This window comes from Stenotrophomonas sp. 96582_Sma, from assembly GCF_056480905.1.
The window spans coordinates 4,611,670-4,628,416 of sequence record NZ_CM151122.1; the positions used below are offsets into that span (position 1 = coordinate 4,611,670).

At 66.9% G+C, this 16,747-nt stretch carries 16 protein-coding genes; 11 read left to right on the plus strand and 5 right to left on the minus strand.

Annotation, left to right across the window (positions count from 1 at the left end; genetic code table 11):
* The first annotated feature begins 139 nt into the window (after positions 1-139).
* From ACZK2R_RS21640 to ACZK2R_RS21675, 8 genes are all read left to right on the plus strand, one after another.
* Entirely contained in the window at positions 140-1,066 is a 927-nt protein-coding gene (locus ACZK2R_RS21640) for a phosphoribosylaminoimidazolesuccinocarboxamide synthase (RefSeq protein WP_180838411.1), read from the plus strand.
* A gap of 219 nt (positions 1,067-1,285) precedes the next feature.
* Positions 1,286-1,771, plus strand: a complete 486-nt coding sequence (locus tag ACZK2R_RS21645; protein ID WP_032127158.1) for an Mpo1 family 2-hydroxy fatty acid dioxygenase — start codon at positions 1,286-1,288, stop codon at positions 1,769-1,771.
* A 333-nt stretch (positions 1,772-2,104) separates the two neighbouring features.
* Positions 2,105-4,936 (plus strand): monovalent cation/H+ antiporter subunit A, encoded by a 2,832-nt coding sequence (locus ACZK2R_RS21650; protein ID WP_180838410.1) that lies wholly within the window; start codon positions 2,105-2,107, stop codon positions 4,934-4,936.
* Positions 4,936-5,328, plus strand: a complete 393-nt coding sequence (locus ACZK2R_RS21655) for a Na+/H+ antiporter subunit C (protein ID WP_032127156.1) — start codon at positions 4,936-4,938, stop codon at positions 5,326-5,328. The genes ACZK2R_RS21650 and ACZK2R_RS21655 overlap by 1 nt, the downstream gene beginning before the upstream one ends.
* The gene (locus tag ACZK2R_RS21660; RefSeq protein ID WP_049401675.1) at positions 5,325-6,860 is read left to right on the plus strand and encodes a monovalent cation/H+ antiporter subunit D; all 1,536 of its coding nucleotides are present in this window, start codon (positions 5,325-5,327) and stop codon (positions 6,858-6,860) included. Before ACZK2R_RS21655 ends, ACZK2R_RS21660 begins: the two co-directional genes overlap by 4 nt.
* Positions 6,857-7,363, plus strand: coding sequence for a Na+/H+ antiporter subunit E (locus ACZK2R_RS21665; protein WP_049401676.1), 507 nt, complete (start codon positions 6,857-6,859; stop codon positions 7,361-7,363). The genes ACZK2R_RS21660 and ACZK2R_RS21665 overlap by 4 nt, the downstream gene beginning before the upstream one ends.
* Positions 7,360-7,644, plus strand: a complete 285-nt coding sequence (locus tag ACZK2R_RS21670; RefSeq protein ID WP_005411334.1) for a K+/H+ antiporter subunit F — start codon at positions 7,360-7,362, stop codon at positions 7,642-7,644. Before ACZK2R_RS21665 ends, ACZK2R_RS21670 begins: the two co-directional genes overlap by 4 nt.
* Positions 7,641-8,030 carry a Na+/H+ antiporter subunit G gene (locus ACZK2R_RS21675; RefSeq protein WP_049401677.1) on the plus strand — a complete coding sequence of 130 codons (390 nt, stop codon included), beginning with the start codon at positions 7,641-7,643 and terminating at the stop codon, positions 8,028-8,030. Before ACZK2R_RS21670 ends, ACZK2R_RS21675 begins: the two co-directional genes overlap by 4 nt.
* A gap of 459 nt (positions 8,031-8,489) precedes the next feature.
* Here ACZK2R_RS21675 and ACZK2R_RS21680 read toward each other — a convergent pair whose 3' ends face one another.
* Positions 8,490-9,455, minus strand: coding sequence for a sodium:calcium antiporter (locus ACZK2R_RS21680; protein WP_180838409.1), 966 nt, complete (start codon positions 9,453-9,455; stop codon positions 8,490-8,492).
* A 73-nt stretch (positions 9,456-9,528) separates the two neighbouring features.
* On the minus strand, positions 9,529-10,182 hold the full coding sequence (locus ACZK2R_RS21685) for a hypothetical protein (RefSeq protein ID WP_049401679.1): 654 nt from the start codon (positions 10,180-10,182) through the stop codon (positions 9,529-9,531).
* 125 nt (positions 10,183-10,307) lie between these two features.
* Here ACZK2R_RS21685 and ACZK2R_RS21690 point away from each other — a divergent pair, with 125 nt between their 5' ends.
* Entirely contained in the window at positions 10,308-10,841 is a 534-nt protein-coding gene (locus tag ACZK2R_RS21690; RefSeq protein ID WP_180838408.1) for a hypothetical protein, read from the plus strand.
* A gap of 81 nt (positions 10,842-10,922) precedes the next feature.
* Here ACZK2R_RS21690 and hmgA read toward each other — a convergent pair whose 3' ends face one another.
* Both hmgA and hppD read right to left on the minus strand, forming a co-directional pair.
* Positions 10,923-12,230 (minus strand): homogentisate 1,2-dioxygenase, encoded by a 1,308-nt coding sequence (gene hmgA / locus ACZK2R_RS21695; protein ID WP_180838407.1) that lies wholly within the window; start codon positions 12,228-12,230, stop codon positions 10,923-10,925.
* 85 nt (positions 12,231-12,315) lie between these two features.
* The gene (gene hppD, locus ACZK2R_RS21700) at positions 12,316-13,428 is read right to left on the minus strand and encodes a 4-hydroxyphenylpyruvate dioxygenase (RefSeq protein WP_180838406.1); all 1,113 of its coding nucleotides are present in this window, start codon (positions 13,426-13,428) and stop codon (positions 12,316-12,318) included.
* Between the two features lie 129 nt (positions 13,429-13,557).
* Here hppD and ACZK2R_RS21705 point away from each other — a divergent pair, with 129 nt between their 5' ends.
* Entirely contained in the window at positions 13,558-14,052 is a 495-nt protein-coding gene (locus ACZK2R_RS21705) for a MarR family winged helix-turn-helix transcriptional regulator (protein ID WP_125894227.1), read from the plus strand.
* Between the two features lie 383 nt (positions 14,053-14,435).
* Positions 14,436-15,491, plus strand: coding sequence for a PDDEXK nuclease domain-containing protein (locus ACZK2R_RS21710; RefSeq protein ID WP_180838405.1), 1,056 nt, complete (start codon positions 14,436-14,438; stop codon positions 15,489-15,491).
* 31 nt (positions 15,492-15,522) lie between these two features.
* Here ACZK2R_RS21710 and ACZK2R_RS21715 read toward each other — a convergent pair whose 3' ends face one another.
* On the minus strand, positions 15,523-16,662 hold the full coding sequence (locus ACZK2R_RS21715) for a hypothetical protein (RefSeq protein ID WP_478487654.1): 1,140 nt from the start codon (positions 16,660-16,662) through the stop codon (positions 15,523-15,525).
* Positions 16,663-16,747 lie beyond the last annotated feature (85 nt).

The following is a 16,747-nucleotide window of genomic DNA, read 5'->3' on the forward strand; positions in this document are numbered from 1 at the left end:
TCCGGGGTCGACCGACGAAATGGACGCTCATTTTACGTCACAGCGGGCCCGGACGGCTTTACACTAGGCCGCCCGCTGGTCAGCGGGCCCGCCGGGTCCGTTGGGCAGCAGCCGTATCGACAACGCCCCAGGAGTGCCCGTGCCAACCACGCTGTTGCAATCCGATCTCCCCGGCCTGCCCTTGCGCCATCGCGGCAAGGTGCGTGATGTGTTCGATATCCCGCGCGAGCGGCTGCCAGCAGGGACCCCGCCGGGCGACTACCTGCTGATGGTGGCCACCGATCGCCTGTCGGCGTTCGACGTGGTCCTGCCCGACCCGATTCCGGGCAAGGGCGAGATGCTCTGCCAGGTCTCCAACTTCTGGTTCGCCAGGACCGCGCACCTGATGCCCAACCACCTGACCGGCATCGACGTGGCCAGCGTGCTGCCCGAAGGCGTGGACCCGGCCCTGTACGCCAAGCGCGCGGTGGTCACCCGCAAGCTGAAGCCGGTGCCGGTGGAAGCGATCGCCCGCGGCTACCTGATCGGCAGCGGCTGGAAGGACTACCAGCGCACCGGCAAGGTCAGCGGCATCGACCTGCCCGACGGCCTGCGCCAGGCCGAGCAGCTGCCCGAGCCGATCTTCACCCCTTCGACCAAGGCCGCCGTGGGCGACCATGACGAGAACATCGATTTCGATGCGATGGTGAAGCAGGTCGGTGCCGAGATGGCCGAGCGCGTGCGCGATGCCACCCTGCGCATCTACAAGTTCGCCGCCGAGTACGCCCGCGAGCGCGGCATCATCCTGGCCGATACCAAGTTCGAGTTCGGTACCGACGCCGATGGTCGCCTGTACATCATGGACGAGATGCTGACGCCGGATTCCTCGCGTTACTGGCCGGCCGACGAGTACGAAGTGGGCACCAGCCCGCCGAGCTACGACAAGCAGTTCGTGCGCGATTACCTGGAGACGCTGGACTGGGGCAAGACCGCCCCGGGCCCGACCATCCCGGCCGAGATCATCGAGCGCACCCGCGCCAAGTACGCCGAGGCGCTGCAGCGCCTGGCCGGGATCAGCGTCGACTGATGACCTGCGCCCCCCGCCGGTCTGGCTGGGGGCGTTCTGAATGCGGTACTGCCGGCCGCTGGCCGGCAACCTCGCGAACCTGCAGCCAGGCATGGCCTGGCTCTACTGCCGGTTGCCTGGGGTACTGCCGGCCGCTGGCCGGCAACCTCGCGAACTCGGCTATGCTCTGGATTGCCGGCCAGCGGCCGGCACTACCGTTGTCCGAGGAAGCAACGCAGCATGCAGACATCCACCGAGCTTGCGCGGCCGATCGACCGCTATTTCGCCAGCTACTCCGACGACCACCGCAATCTGATCAACCAGCGCATCCACGTGGTGGCGGTGCCGGCGATCCTGTGGTCGGTGGTGGCCCTGCTGTGGTGCCTGCCGCCGCTGATCACCTGGTTCCAGTACGGCATCTGGTCGGCGTTCGCGATGTTCAGCGCCTGGTGCTTCTACAACAAGCTGTCGCGCCCGCTGGGCATCGGCATGCTCATCCAGTTCTTCGTATTCGGCTGCCTATGCCGCCTGCTGGAGGCCGAGATCGGCCTGCATAACCTGTTCTGGCTGGCGGTGGGTGTATTCGTTGTGGCCTGGATCGCGCAGTTCATCGGTCACAAGTTCGAGGGCCGCAAGCCCAGCTTCCTGACCGACCTGACCTACCTGCTGATCGGCCCGGCCTGGGTGATGGCCAAGTTCTACCGCAAGCTCGACTGGCGCTACTGACCTGCCCGTGGCCGACGGTGCCCCTCGTTTCCTGAACGGGCAGATTCCGTCACCCGCACTCCACGACGGCCCTGCCAGCCTGCACCGGTGATCCGTTCCCCACCTCCCGCCCGTCGACGGCAGCCCCTGTGCGACAGGGCCTGCGGTCTCCCTGCGTGGGCGTAGGGTGTCCCCCGAGGGCAACCGGGGAGGGACCGCAGCAACGCGATGCTGCGCTGCAGAAAAAATGAATCAGCGGACGTTACATGCAATTGATCGCTGTTCGATGGGTTTCGGCGACATTTCGCAGCCTGTTATCCTCCCTGACCTGCTCGTGAATCATGGATTCCCTGCATGCTCCCCAGCCTGCCCCTGCTGCTGGCCCTGCCGTTCCTGATGGCAGCGGCTGTTGCGGCCTTCCCCCGTAGTTCGCGCTCGACTGCTGCCTGGCTGGCGGCGCTGGCGCCGTTGGGCGGACTGGCCATCCTCGGCTGGCTGACCCCATCGGTGCTCGACGGCCAGGTCGTGCGGACGATGGTCCCTTGGCTGCCGCAGATCGGTCTGGACTTCACCCTGCGCCTGGACGGGCTGGCCTGGATGTTCGCCGGGCTGGTGCTCGGCATCGGCGCGCTGGTGGTGCTGTATGCGCGCTACTACCTGAGCCAGCAGGACAACGCCCACCGCTTCTACTGCTACCTGCTGCTGTTCATGGGCGCCATGCTGGGCATGGTGCTGTCGGGCAACCTGCTGTTGCTGATGATTTTCTGGGAAATGACCAGCATCAGCTCGTTCCTGCTGATCGGCTTCTGGTCGCACCGCCAGGACGCCCGCGAAGGCGCACGCATGGCGCTGGTGATCACCGGCGGCGGTGGCCTGGCCCTGCTCGGTGGCGTGCTGCTGATCGGCCGCATCGTCGGCAGCTTCGACCTGGACGTGGTGCTGGCCGCCGGCGAGCAGATCCGTGCCAGCGCGCTGTACCCGTACGCACTGTTCCTGGTGCTGGCCGGCATCTTCACCAAGAGCGCGCAGTTCCCGTTCCACTTCTGGCTGCCGCACGCGATGGCGGCGCCGACCCCGGTCTCGGCCTACCTGCACTCGGCCACCATGGTGAAGGCCGGTGTGTTCCTGCTGGCGCGGCTGCACCCGGCACTGGCCGGCAGCGACCTGTTCTTCTACACGGTCAGCGGCATCGGCGCGCTGACCCTGCTGATCGGCGCCTGGAATGCGATCTTCCAGCACGACCTGAAAGGCCTGCTGGCGTACTCGACCATTTCCCACCTGGGCCTGATCACCCTGCTGTTCGGCCTGTCCACGCCGATGGCGGTGGTGGCCGGCGTGTTCCACATCCTCAACCACGCCACCTTCAAGGCCTCGCTGTTCATGGCCGCCGGCATCATCGACCACGAAACCGGCACCCGTGACATGCGCAAGCTGGGTGGCCTGCGCAAACTGATGCCATTCACCAGCGCGCTGGCGATCATCGCCTCGCTGGCGATGGCCGGCATCCCGTTGCTCAACGGCTTCCTGTCCAAGGAAATGCTGTTCGCCGAAGCGCTGACCGCCGGTGGCGGCCCGGGCGCGATGCGCACGGCCGTATCGATCGCGGCGCTGCTGGCCGGTGTGTTCGGCGTGGCCTACAGCCTGCGCTTCGTGCACGACACCTTCTTCGGCCCCGGCCCGCACGACCTCGACCGCGTGCCGCATGAGCCGCCGCGCTGGATGAAGGTGCCGGTGGAACTGCTGGTGGTGATCTGCGTGGCGGTGGGCATCGCCCCGGCACTGACCGTGGCGCCAGTGCTGCATGCCGCTGCGGCCTCGATCCTCGGCAACGCCATGCCCGAGTACAGCCTGGCCGTATGGCACGGCTTCAACCTGCCGCTGGCGATGAGCGCGATCGCCGTGGTCGGTGGCGTGGCGCTGTACTTTGGCCTGCGCAAGCTGATCAACCTGCACGGGGTGGAAACCCGCACCACCGGCCGCAACGTGTTCCATGCGCAGCTGGATGCCCTTTCCGCGCTGGCCATGCGCCTGACCAACGGCATCGCCAATGGCAGCCTGCAGCGCATGCTGCTGGGCCTGGTGCTGGTGGCGATCGCGGTCGCCGCCGCGCCGTTCGTGGCCAACCCGGCCTCGCCGAACTGGACCGCGCCGCAGCCGATCCCGCTGCTGGGCTGGGTGCTGTGGCTGGTGATGATGGCCTGCGCCGTTGCCACCCTCCGTGTCTACAAGCAGCGCCTGCTGGCGGTGCTGCTGGTCGGCGGCGTCGGCCTGATGGTGGCGCTGACCTTTGTGTTCCTGTCCGCACCGGACCTGGCGCTGACCCAGCTGCTGGTGGAGATGGTGACCCTGGTGCTGATGCTGCTGGGCATGAACTACCTGCCCGCGCAGTCCGGGCCGGAGCGGCCGCGCTGGCGCAAGCGCCGCGATGCGGTGATCGCGATCATCGCCGGCGCCGGCCTGGGTGCGCTGGCCTATTCGGCGATGACGCTGCCGCCGAACACCATGGCCGGCGAGCTGCTCGCCCGTGCCCTGCCCGAGGCCTACGGCCAGAATGTGGTCAACGTGATCCTGGTCGACTTCCGCGGCTTCGATACCTTCGGCGAGATCACCGTGTTCGGCATCGCCGCACTGGTGGTGCATGCGCTGCTGCGTCGCACGCGGATGGCGCCGGAGCAGATCATGCCCGGCCCACCGATCAAGCTGCCGGTGCCGGCCGACCTGGCGCAGATCATGTTCCCGCTGACCCTGACCGTATCGATCTTCCTGTTCCTGCGCGGCCACAACGCGCCGGGCGGTGGCTTCATCGCCGGCCTGGTGCTGGCGGTGCCGCTGCTGATCCAGTACGTGATCCAGGGCACCGCGTCGGTGGAGTCGCGCTTCGGCTTCGACTACATCCGCTGCATCGGCATGGGCCTGTTGATCGCCCTGCTCAGCGGCAGCGCGTCGATGCTGTTCGGCGTGCCGTTCCTGACCAGCGGCCACCTCGACCTGCACCTGCCGCTGATCGGCGACGTGCCGCTGGCGAGTGCGATCGGCTTCGACATCGGCGTCTATCTGGTGGTGTTCGGTGGCGCCATGCTGATGCTGTCGATGATGGGCACGATCAAGCCGTCGCGTACCCGCACTGCCCGCAAGGGTGAGATCGACCTGCAACGCCGTTCGGCACGCACCGGGGAGATGCACTGATGGAACTGGCCCTGGCTACCGCGATCGGCGTACTGACCGCCATCGGCATCTACCTGCTGCTGCGTGCGCGCAGCTTCGATGTGATCCTCGGCATGACCTTCCTGTCCTACGCCACCAACCTGCTGATCTTCGCCGGTGGCCGCGTGGTGCTGGGCAAGGCACCGGTGCTGCAGGAAGGCGTGGACAGTCACCTGGGCAACTACACCGATCCGCTGCCACAGGCGCTGGTGCTGACCGCGATCGTGATCGCCTTCGCAATGACCGCGGTCAGCATCGTGCTGGCCATGCGCAGCCGCAGCGACAACCACAGCGATCATGTGGACGCCCACGAGCCGGATGACGACCTGCAGGATGAGCGCATGCTGCCGCGCCAGGGAGAGGACCGCGCATGAACCACCTGGTGATCCTGCCCATCCTGATTCCGCTGCTGGGTGCTGCACTGTCGCTGTTCGTCGAACACCGCCGGTATGGCCCCAAGGTGCAGCGCGCGGTGGCCTGGACTGCCCTGTCGGCGCTGGCGCTGGCGGTGGGCCTGCTGTTTGCCGCCACCGCCACTGGTGAGATCAACGTCTACCTGCTCGGCGACTGGCCGTCGCGTCTGGGCATCGCGCTGGTGGCCGACCGGCTGTCGGCGTGGATGCTGCTGACCACCCTGCTGCTGGCCATTCCCTGCCTGCTGCATGCCTGCTCGGGCTGGGACCGTCGCGCACCACACTTCCATGCACTGTTCCAGTTCCAGCTGGTCGGCCTGAATGGCGCATTCCTGACCGGCGACATCTTCAACCTGTTCGTGTTCTTCGAGGTGATGCTGATCGCCTCCTACGGCCTGCTGCTCAGTGGCGGCCGCGGCCTGCGCATGCGCATCGGCCTGCACTACGTGGTGTTCAACGTCACCGCCTCGACCCTGTTCCTGATCGCACTGGGCCTGCTGTACGCCTCGCTGGGCTCGCTGAACATGGCCGAGCTGTCGCAGCGCATTGCCGAGGTGCCGCCGGCGCAGCTGACCCTGGTAAAGGCCACGATGGGCCTGTTGCTGCTGGTGTTCTGCGCCAAGGCTGCACTGATGCCGCTGTACCTGTGGCTGCCGGAAGCCTATTCGCGCGCACCGGCCGCCGTGGCCGCCCTGTTCGCGATCATGACCAAGGTCGGCCTGTACTCGGTGCTGCGCATCCAGATGCTGTGGTTCGGCGACGATGCCGGTGCGATGGCCGGCTATGGCCGCGACTGGCTGCTGTGGGCCGGCGTGGCAACGCTGGTACTTGGCGGCCTCGGTGCGCTGGCCGCGACCCGCCTGCGCGTGCTGATCTCGTATCTGGTGATCGTCTCGGCGGCCACGCTGTTCATCGCCTTCTCGGTAGGCACGCCGCAGGTGCTGTCCGCCGGCCTGTACTACCTGCCGCACAGCAGCTTCGTCGCCGCCGCACTGTTCCTGATTGCCGACCTGATCCGCCGCCGCCGCGGTGGCGCCAGCGACCGCAAGGAAGTGGTCGCGCCGATGCCGGGCAAGGAAACGCCGGCGGTGCTGTTCCTGATCGGCGCGGTGTCCGTGGCCGGCCTGCCGCCGCTCTCCGGCTTCCTGGCCAAGGCCGCCCTGCTGGCCGGCATGCCGGCGCAGTACACCGCCCCGGTCTGGACCGCGGTGCTGGTCAGCAGCCTGCTGGTGATCATGGGCCTGACCCGTGGCGGCATCCGCCTGTTCTGGCGCGTGCCGCCGGTCGAGGCCGATGCACCGAAGCCGCGCAAGGCACGCCTGCGCCGGGTCGAGCTGTACGCGGCCTGCATCCTGCTGGCCTACGGCATCGGCATGACCCTGGCCGCTGCACCGCTGATGCGCTACACCGACGCCACCGCCGCACAGCTGCTGCACCCCAGCGAGTACGTGCAGCAGTTGCGCGCGACCACGCCGGAGATCCGCCAGCCATGACCGCCCAGCGCTCCCTGTTCCGTCGCGTCATTCCCTCGCCGATGCTCAGCATCATGGTGGTGGCGTTCTGGCTGCTGATGTCCGACAGCTTCACCCTCGGCCAGTTCGTGCTGGGGCTGGTGCTGGGCGTGGTGGTGCCGCTGTTCGCCGCGCGCCTGGACCGCGAGTTCGCCCGCATCGGTACCCTGCGCCCGCTGCCCAAGCTGCTGTGCGTGACCCTGTGGGACATCCTGATGTCCAACATCCGCGTTGCCGTGCAGGTGCTGGGCCCGGAGAAGAACATCCATCCGGGCTTCATCTGGCTGCCGCTGGACATCGCCAACATCCACGGCATCGCCGCGCTGACCAGCATGATCACGCTGACCCCGGGCACGGTCTCGGCCGCGCTCAGTGACGACCGCAAGTTCCTGCTGGTGCACGTGCTGCACCTGGAGGACCCACAGGACCTGATCGATACGATCAAGCGCCGTTACGAGGCGCCGTTGATGGAGATCTTCCCATGACCGGTTTTGAAGTCATCCAGACCACCCTGGTGGTGTGCATGCACGTGGTCGGCCTGGCCATGCTGCTGGCCACCTGGCGCCTGCTGCGCGGGCCGACCGTGCCCGACCGCATCCTCGCGCTGGACACGCTGTCGGTGACCGCGATTGCCGAGCTGATGCTGTTCGGCATGTACCTCAACTCGCCGATCTACTTCGAGGCGGCGCTGATCATCGCCATGCTCGGCTTCGGCAGCACCGTGGTGCTGAGCAAGTTCGTGCTGCGCCGGGACATCGTCGAATGATCACCGCGATCCAGATCGGCCTGTCGATCCTGCTGCTGTTCGGCTGCTTCTTCATCCTGGTCGGTGCATTGGGCCTGGTGAAGCTGTCCACGTTCTTCAAGCGGCTGCACGCACCGACCAAGGCCAGCACGCTGGGCGTGGGCTGCGTACTGGTGTGTTCGGTGTGCTACCACATCTTCCTCGGCCAGGACCCGCAGCCGCGCGAGCTGCTGATCACCGTGTTCCTGTTCATCACCGCACCGATCAGCGCGCACATGATGGCCAAGGCCGCGCTGTCGCTGCTGATGGAAACCCGCCCCAGCCTGCCCGGCAACGAACCGGCCGCCGAAGAGCAGCTGCCGCCGCCGGAACCGGTGCGGGAAGAAGAAACCACGCAGAACCGGTGAATCCGGTAGCGGCCGACCTTGGTCGGCGCTTTGTTTCCCTGAGTGCCAACCAAGGTTGGCAGCTACCGCATCATCGGTGGGTTGACCGGTGGGTGCCGACCTTGGTCGGCACGGAGCCAACCGCATCCACGCGTGGCGTGGATCTACCGACCACAATGCCGGGTAGAGGCCGACCTTGGTCGGCGCTCTGTTTCCCCGAGTGCCAACCGAGGTTGGCAGCTACCGCATCATCGGTGGGTGGACCGGTGGGTGCCGACCGTTGGTCGGCACGGAACCAACCGCATCCACGCATGGCGTGGATCTACCGACTGCAATGCCCGGTAGAGGCCGACCTTGGTCGGCGCTTTGTTTCCCTGAGTGCCAACCAAGGTTGGCAGCTACCGCATCATCGGTGGGTGGACCGGTGGGTGCCGACCGTTGGTCAGCACGGAGCCAACCGCATCCACGCATGGCCTGGATTTACAACGCCGGGGCACCCACCAGCAGCAGCTCCAGCACGAACCAGCCCGCGAACGCGACCAGCAGGATCGCGCCTTCGCCGCGGCTGATCTTCAGATCGCCGCGCAGCATGGGGTACAGCACCAGTGCGAAGGCCAGCAGCGCCGGCAGTTCCAGGCGCACGAACGAGGCCGGCAGCGCCAGCGGCTGCAGTACGGCCATCGCACCAATCACCAGCAACAGGTTGACCACGCTGGAACCCAGCACGTGGCCCAGCACCATGTCGCCATGACCACGGCGTGCGGCAGCAATCGCGGTTGCCACCTCCGGCAGCGCGGTACCGATCGCGACCGGCAGCAGACCGACCAGCAGCGGCGTCCAACCCAGTGCAGTACCGAAGTCCGCTGCGGCCCCCACCACCAGGCGTGCGCCCCAGTACAGGGCCAGCGCGGCGATCAGCACCCGCAGTACATTCAACGGCAGGCTGGTGCGGCTGAGTGCGGACTCGGCGATGGCTGCCTGCACCTCCGCACTCTCGCTGCGACCACGGCGCAGCAGCAGCACCTGCACCACGATGAAGCCGGCCAGCAGCACGCCGCCCTCCCAGCGCGCCAGGCCACCATCAAGACCGAACAGGATCAGCAGCACGCCGGCCGCCAGCAGCGACCACCACAGCACCGTCTGCAGGCGCGCGCGCAGCAGCAGTGGCACAGCCATGGCCGCCACGGCCAGGGTCAGGCCCAGGTTGACGATGCTGCTGCCCACCGCGTTGCCCAGCGCCAGCTCCGGCTGACCGACCGCCAGCGCGCGCGCGTTGACCGCCAGTTCCGGCAGCGAAGTGGTCACGCCGAGCAGCAACAGACCAGCCGTGAACGGACTGGCCCCGAAACGTTGCGCCAAGCCGGACACGGCCTTGACGATGGAGTCCCCGCCCAGCGCCAGCAACAGCAGGCCGAGCAGGAACCAGGCAATGGCAATGGCGATCATCGAGCACTCCCCCAGCGGTCGTGGCGCGATTCTACGCTGGCCCCGCGCGCATGGCTGGGCCGCGGATCAAGGATCAGCCACAGCCTTCCACATAATCGACCTGCGGGGTCTGCCCGACCCGCCACGCGCCGACCCGGCCGTCCGCACCGAGCGCGAAGTCGATCACCGCCCCACCCTCCTGCGCCGGACGCACGCGCAGGTGCTGGGCCTTCTCGTCGTACTTGTCGGGGCCGACGTCACCGCGCTCGGGATACAGCACCTGCAGCTCGCCCAGGGTCATGCCGACCTTGCCGCCGCCCGGTGCGATGATGGCGGCGCTGCGCACGTCGTAGCGCACCAGCTTGCGGCCCTCGATCATCAGGCGCGGGTCTTCGGCATTCTGCGGTCGCAGGAAATAGCAGCCATCGTTGCTGTCGTCGACCGGCAGCGGTTTGCCACTGGCATCGGTGCCCAGCCCCTGCAACGGCGCGCCGAAGCCACTGCGGACCTCAGCGATGCCGGCACCCAGCTTCGCGCCGGCGAAGCCCTCCAGGTGCGCGGGACTGTCCTCGCGGCGGTCATTGGCTGGACGGGCTGCCAGATCAGGATCCGTGGACTGCGCGGGCCCGGTAGCCGAGGCGGTTTCGGCCGGGGTATCGCTGCCGCTGCCGGCCGCCCCCTGTTTGTCCTGGCCGCCGCAGGCGGTGAGCGAAAGGAGCAACAGACCAGCAAGCGGAAGGTGCTTCATCGGTGCGGTTCCCTGGCACGAAGGTGGCTGCACGCTAGCCCATCCTGTGTGCAGGCGCTGCATTGTCATCGCGGTTTCATCGCCTTCGTTCAGGCTCGGCGAGCACCGATCTGGCCGTCCCTTCCATGCAACCGCGCAAGACCGATCTCGCCCGAACCGCGCTGCAGGCCCACCGCGCGCCGCTGGACATGCGCCAGCGACGGCTGCTGATCCTTTGCGACGGCCAGCGCACCATTGCCGACCTGACCGGCCTGCTCGGCCAGGACGCACCTGCGATGGTCATCCAGCTTGTACAGGCGGGGTACCTGAGCACCGGCACCCCAGCACCGTCGCCCGCAACCGCGGTAGCGCCGGTGCCCACGCCACCGGCAGGCGCACCTGCAGCGCTTGCTGCATCCGCGGTCGAACGCCGCCGCTCGCTGGTGGCCGCGCGCATCTATGTGCTGGGCATCCTGGAGATGCAGCGCCACCCGCAGGCGGCAGCACTGTTCCGCGACCTGCAGCAGGCGCGTGCGGAAGACGAGGTGCTGCAGCGGCTGCAGTCGGCGATGCAGATGCTGCCCGGGCTGACCTCGGACGGCTATTGCCAGCGCGTACGCCAGCGCCTGCTGGAAGCACTGCCGCTGGAGCATTGCGACGCGTTCGCGGAGGTGGCGTAAGCGCAGGTTCCGGCGGAGAACATCCACGCATGGCGTGGATGCGATCAGGATCCGTGCCGACCAAGGTCGGCACCCACCAAGCTAGCGGGACGACCGGAAGTTGTTGCGCAGGCCGTTCCAGCACTGCTGGTAATCGCCTTGGCGATGGCCGGCGGCCAGCGCCTGTGCGGTCGGGCGGATCACCGCGCGGGTCTCGAACATGAAAGCCATCGTGTCCTTGATCACATCGGCCTTGGACAGGTCCGCATTGGAGGCCTTGTCGAAGGTCGGCGCATCCGGACCGTGGCCGCTCATGCAGTTGTGCAGCGACGCGCCGCCGGGCACGAAGCCTTCGGCCTTGGCGTCGTAGGCGCCATGCACCAGGCCCATGAACTCGCTGGCGATGTTGCGGTGGAACCACGGCGGGCGGAACGTATTCTGCGCCACCAGCCAGCGTGGCGGGAAGATCGCGAAGTCCATGTTGCTGGTGCCGGGCGTGTCGCTGGGCGAATGCAGCACCAGGAAGATTGACGGATCCGGGTGGTCGTAGCTGATCGAACCGATGGTGTTGAAGCGGCGCAGGTCGTAGCGGTACGGCGCGTAATTGCCATGCCAGGCCACCACGTCCAGCGGCGAATGGTCGATCGGCGCACGCCACAGGCGGCCCTCGAACTTGGCGATCAGTTCGAAATCACCGTCGACATCCTCGAACGCCGCGTGCGGGGTTTCGAAGTCGCGCGGGTTGGCCAGGCCGTTGGACCCGATCGGACCGAGGTCCGGCAGTTTCAGCAGCGCGCCGTAGTTCTCGCAGATGTAGCCACGGCTCGGGCCATCGGGCAGTTCGACGCGGAAGCGCACGCCACGCGGAATCACCGCGATCTGCTGCGGCTCGATCTCGATCACGCCCAGCTCGGTCAGCAGGCGCAGCGCGCCCAGCTGCGGCACGATCAGCAGTTCACCATCGGCATCGTAGAAGTAGCGGCCGACCATGTCGCGGTTGGCGGCATAGAGGTGGATGCCCACGCCGGCATGCGCGTCGGGCGAGCCGTTGCCACCCATCGTGTACAGGCCTTCGACAAAGTCGGTCGGCAATTCCGGCAGCGGCAGCGGGCTCCAGCGCAGCTGGTTCGGCGAGGCCGGCTGTGCGCCGAAATCACACTGCAACCGCGACTGCGCGAACGGGGTGAACTCGCCATGGGTCACCGCCGGGCGGATCCGGTACAGCCAGCTGCGGCGGTTGCTGCCGCGCGGCGCGGTGAAGGCGGTGCCGGTCAGCTGTTCGGCGTACAGGCCGTGGGCCACCTTCTGTGGCGAGTTCTGCCCGACCGGCAGCGCGCCGGCGACGGCCTCGGTGGCGAATTCGTTGCCGAAACCGGACTGGTAGCCGCGGGCGGAGATGGCGGTGGACATGGAAACTCCAGAGATTGCCGGCCAGCGGCCGGCACTACCATTTGGACAGGCAATGTCGGCGGGAGGCCAACATTGCCTGCAGACCTTACAGCACGCCGCGGCGGATCTGGTCGCGCTCGATGCTTTCGAACAGTGCGGTGAAGTTGCCTTCGCCGAAGCCTTCGTTGCCCTTGCGCTGGATGATCTCGAAGAAGATCGGGCCGATGCAGTTCTGGGTGAAGATCTGCAGCAGCTTGCGCTGGTGGGTTTCCGGATCAGCGTCGATCAGGATCTTGTTCTTGGCCAGGCGCGCCACGTCTTCACCGTGGTTCGGCACGCGCTGGTCGATCACGTCGAAGTAGGTCTCCGGCGTGTCGAGGAAATCCACGCCCTGCGCGCGCATCGCTTCGACGGTCTCGTAGATGTTCTCGGTGAAGCAGGCGATGTGCTGGATGCCCTCGCCCTTGTACGCGTCCAGGTACTCGTTGATCTGGCTCTTCGGGTCGGACGATTCATTCAGCGGAATGCGCACGATGCCGTCCGGCGCGGTCATCGCCTTGGACACCAGGCCGGTCTTCAGGCCCTTGATGTCGAAGTAGCGGATCTCGCGGAAGTTGAACAGACGCTCGTAGTAATCCGACCACTGCTGCATGTTGCCGAAGTACAGGTTGTGGGTCAGGTGGTCGATGAAGGTCAGGCCGAAGCCCACCGGGTGCAGGTCGGCGCCGGCGATCGGCTCGTAGTCGCCGTCGAAGATGCTGCCGGCGCTGCCGTAGCGGTCGACCAGGTACAGCATGCAGTCGCCGATGCCCTTGATGACCGGCGCGCTGACCGCCTTGCTGTCCGGCTTGAAGGCGACGGCTTCGGCGCCGTTGCCCAGCGCGGTCTGGTAGACCTCCTGGCCCGGCTTCTTGAAGCGGATGGCGAAGCCGCAGGCGCACGGGCCGTGCTTTTCGGCGAAGTCCGAAGCGAACGAATCCGGGTCTTCATTGACCAGGAAGTTGACGTCGCCCTGGCGATAGACGGTAATCGGACGCTGCTTGTGCTTGAGCACCGCGCTGAAGCCCATCTTCCGGAAGTACTCGTGCAGCTCCTGGCCACGGCCGGCCGGGGCGGCGAATTCGACGAACTCGAAGCCGTCGATGCCCATCGGGTTCTCGAAGGTGGTGACCTGCATGCCGGGGTTGGGGTGCGAGGCGGTCGGGACTGCGGTATTCATGGCGTGGCTCCGAATCGGTACCGCATCGGTACAAACCAGGTGCGGGCAGGTAGGGACCCGGCGAGAATGCAGGGTCTGGACCTACCCCTTATAGTTACACTTGAAACCACCAGCAAGGTGCACCGCAACATGAGCCCCGCCGATCCCGTTTCGACCCGCCTGCGTTCCTCGCACGTCCTGCTCGACCTGGAACAGTTCCTGCCGTACCGGCTGAGCGTGCTGTCCAACCGGGTCAGCGGCAACATCGCCAAGCTATACGGCGATCGTTACGGTCTGGCGATTCCCGAGTGGCGGGTGATCACCATCCTGGCGCTGTACCCGGGCTCCTCGGCCAGCGAGGTCTCCGACCGCACGGCGATGGACAAGGTGGCGGTCAGCCGTGCCGTGGCCCGCCTGCTGGAGCGCGGCTTCATCAAGCGCGAGACCCACGGCGACGACCGCCGCCGCTCGGTGCTGGCGCTGTCGGCAGCCGGTTTCGAGGTGTACGAGACCATCGCGCCGATGGTGATCGAGATCACCCGCAAACTGATGTCGGTGCTGAGCGAAGAGGAAGAGCAGGTGCTGGAAAGACTGATCCTGCGCCTGGCCGGCGAAGGCCTGGAGCGGATGGGCGAAGGGGTCTGAAAGAAAAAAGGGGTCGGAGGGGATTAAGTCGTTTTGGCCCCCCAGATCGCGGGTTCCGACCCCGACCGGCAGCGGAACAGTGGCTGGGCGATTGTCGTCCGCCCCCTTTGATCTGACGGGACCCGCTCTTTGGCGGACTGCGGACCGACCGCAGACGATGCCATCGGACGCGTTCCCCCCCCCCGCAGATCCCGTCCTGAAGTGTCGCCCTCGCCCAGCGACATTTCCGCATTGGCCCGATACGGCCCGTTTCCGCCAGGCTGGTGTATCGAAACGGGCTGATCCAGTGAATTCTCCTATTGGACTGCTCACGTGTGCGGCCTAACGGTAAACGTTCAACGGGTATCAGCCCGGCCACGGATCCACATCGGACGGACCCCCTCATGGATGACTCGCATTCAACGCTGCCGCATGGCCAGGAATTGCTGGCCGATCTCAGAGAGCTGATCTGCGCGGCGCGCAACAGGATGCACAGAACCATCAACAGCGAGCTCACGCTGTTGTACTGGCGGATCGGGCGGCGCATCCACGCTGATCAGTTGAGGGGCCGACGGGCCCGCTACGGAGAGCTTGTCTTCACCCGGATAGCCAAGGCGCTGACGACCGAATTCGGTACCTCCTTCGGTGAAAAGAGCCTGCGCCGGATGGTGCAGTTCTCCACCGCATTTGCAGACGAGCAGATTGTCGTATCGCTGATACGACAATTGAGCTGGACCCACTTCATCGCACTGATCCCCCTGGCGGATCCGCTCAAGCGTGACTTCTATGCGCAGATGGCCGCCACCGAGGGCTGGAGTGTGCGCATGCTGCGCCAGCGCATCGATTCGATGTTGTACGAGCGCACGGCGCTTTCCAGTCAACCCGAGCAGACCATCGCCGATGAGTTGGCGGCACTGCGTGGCAACCAGCAGCTGTCTCCAGGGCTGGTACTGCGTGATCCCTACGTCCTGGATTTTCTTGGCCTGAAGGACAGCTGGGACGAGCAGGACCTTGAAAGCGCGATCCTTCGCGAGATGCAGGGCTTCCTGCTCGAACTTGGCACGGGCTTCAGTTTCGTCGCCCGCCAGAAGCGCATCCAGATCGACGGCGATGACTTCCACCTGGACCTGCTGTTCTACAACCGGCGTCTGCGCAGGCTGATCGCCATCGAGCTGAAGATCGGCGAGTTCAAGCCCGCCTATAAAGGGCAGATGGAACTCTACCTGCGCTGGCTGGACCGCTACGAACGTGAGGACGGCGAGCAGGCGCCGTTGGGCATCATCCTCTGCACGGGGAAAAAGGCGGGTCAGATCGAATTGCTGGAGCTGGATCGCTCAGGCATCCATGTTGCGGAATACCTGACCACGCTGCCCTCTCGTGAGGTCCTCAAGCAAAGACTGCAGACCGCCATGGGGCGGGCCCGGCAAAAGCTGCAGACCGCGGCACCCGGCCCCCTGTAGATCCACGCCGCGCGTGGATGGCGCTCATGCTTCAGCTCAGATGCTTGCGCCGCGCATGGATCCACGGCACCGCCAGCGCCGCGATGGCACCACCGGCGAAGCCGAGCGAGGCCGCAACCGTGGCTGCTTCGACCGCCCCCGGCAGCGCCAGCGCTGCCGCCACCAGCAGCAGCGACGGCAGGCCGACGAAGGTGCCCAGGAAGAAATGCCAACGCGGTGACCAGGTATTGAGCTGCAGCAGGCTGACCGGTTGCCAGGCTTCCGAGGCAGCGTCCTCGGCGATCTTCGCCACCGCCTTGGCCAGGTCCACTTCCGGCAGCGCGCGCCCCTGCCGTGCGGTCGCCAGCAGCTCGGCCACGGCCTCCACCGGTGGGAAACTGGACGGCCACGCGACCGGCGCCGGCACGCCATAGGCGGCCAGCAGCGGCACGCTCAGCCACGGCGCCACCAGCGGGCGCATGCGGCGGCGGCCATGCACGCACCAGATCTGCGGCTGGCCGTGCGCGGTGACGCTGTACAGCGCCAGTTCGTTGGCCGGCGGGTAGCCGAGCATGGTCACCCGCGCGGCCAGGCTCTCCTGGCCCATCGCGCGCAGGAAGCCGGGGCGGCTGCGCCCTTCCTGCATCCACGCCAGCCCCAATGCACCCACCAGATAGGCCTCCGCCACGTCCTTGCTGCCGGCGCTGGCGCGCTCGTCGCTGGCCAGGTACCAGGCCAGCGACTTTGGTTCAGAGACGTCCTCCAGGCCCCAGCGGCTGTCGTCACCGAGCACGTGGCGCACTGGGAGACGCGCCGGTGCGGTCTCACCGCGTTCGCCCGGCTGCAGGAACGGCAGCACGCCCTGGATGAACGTGGACAGTTCGATCGCACGCACGCCATGGCCCTGCCATTCCGGCGGCAGCAGCCCGGCCAGCTGGCCGTCGGCGGCCAATGCATCGAGCCGTGATTTCTGCTCGACCAGTTTCTGCACCGCCCCATTCAGCACCACGTTGTCGGGCAGCGCGATCTGCGGCAGGCGGTGACGCGGCGGTGCCAGTTCAACGGTGTCCTCGCCGGTACCGGCGTCATCCAGCAACGCCTCCTGCGGCGGTAGGGTCACGCCCTCGCCTGCCCCAGCCTCGGCCAGGTCGCTGGCAGGTTCGGGCAGTCGTTCGGCGTGGTCGCTGTGCATGGGCGTTCCGGAAGGTTGCATCGACGGGATGTCGACTGAGGTCCTTGCCGGTAACGGCGTACGTGCGGTGAAGTTGAGACGCCGA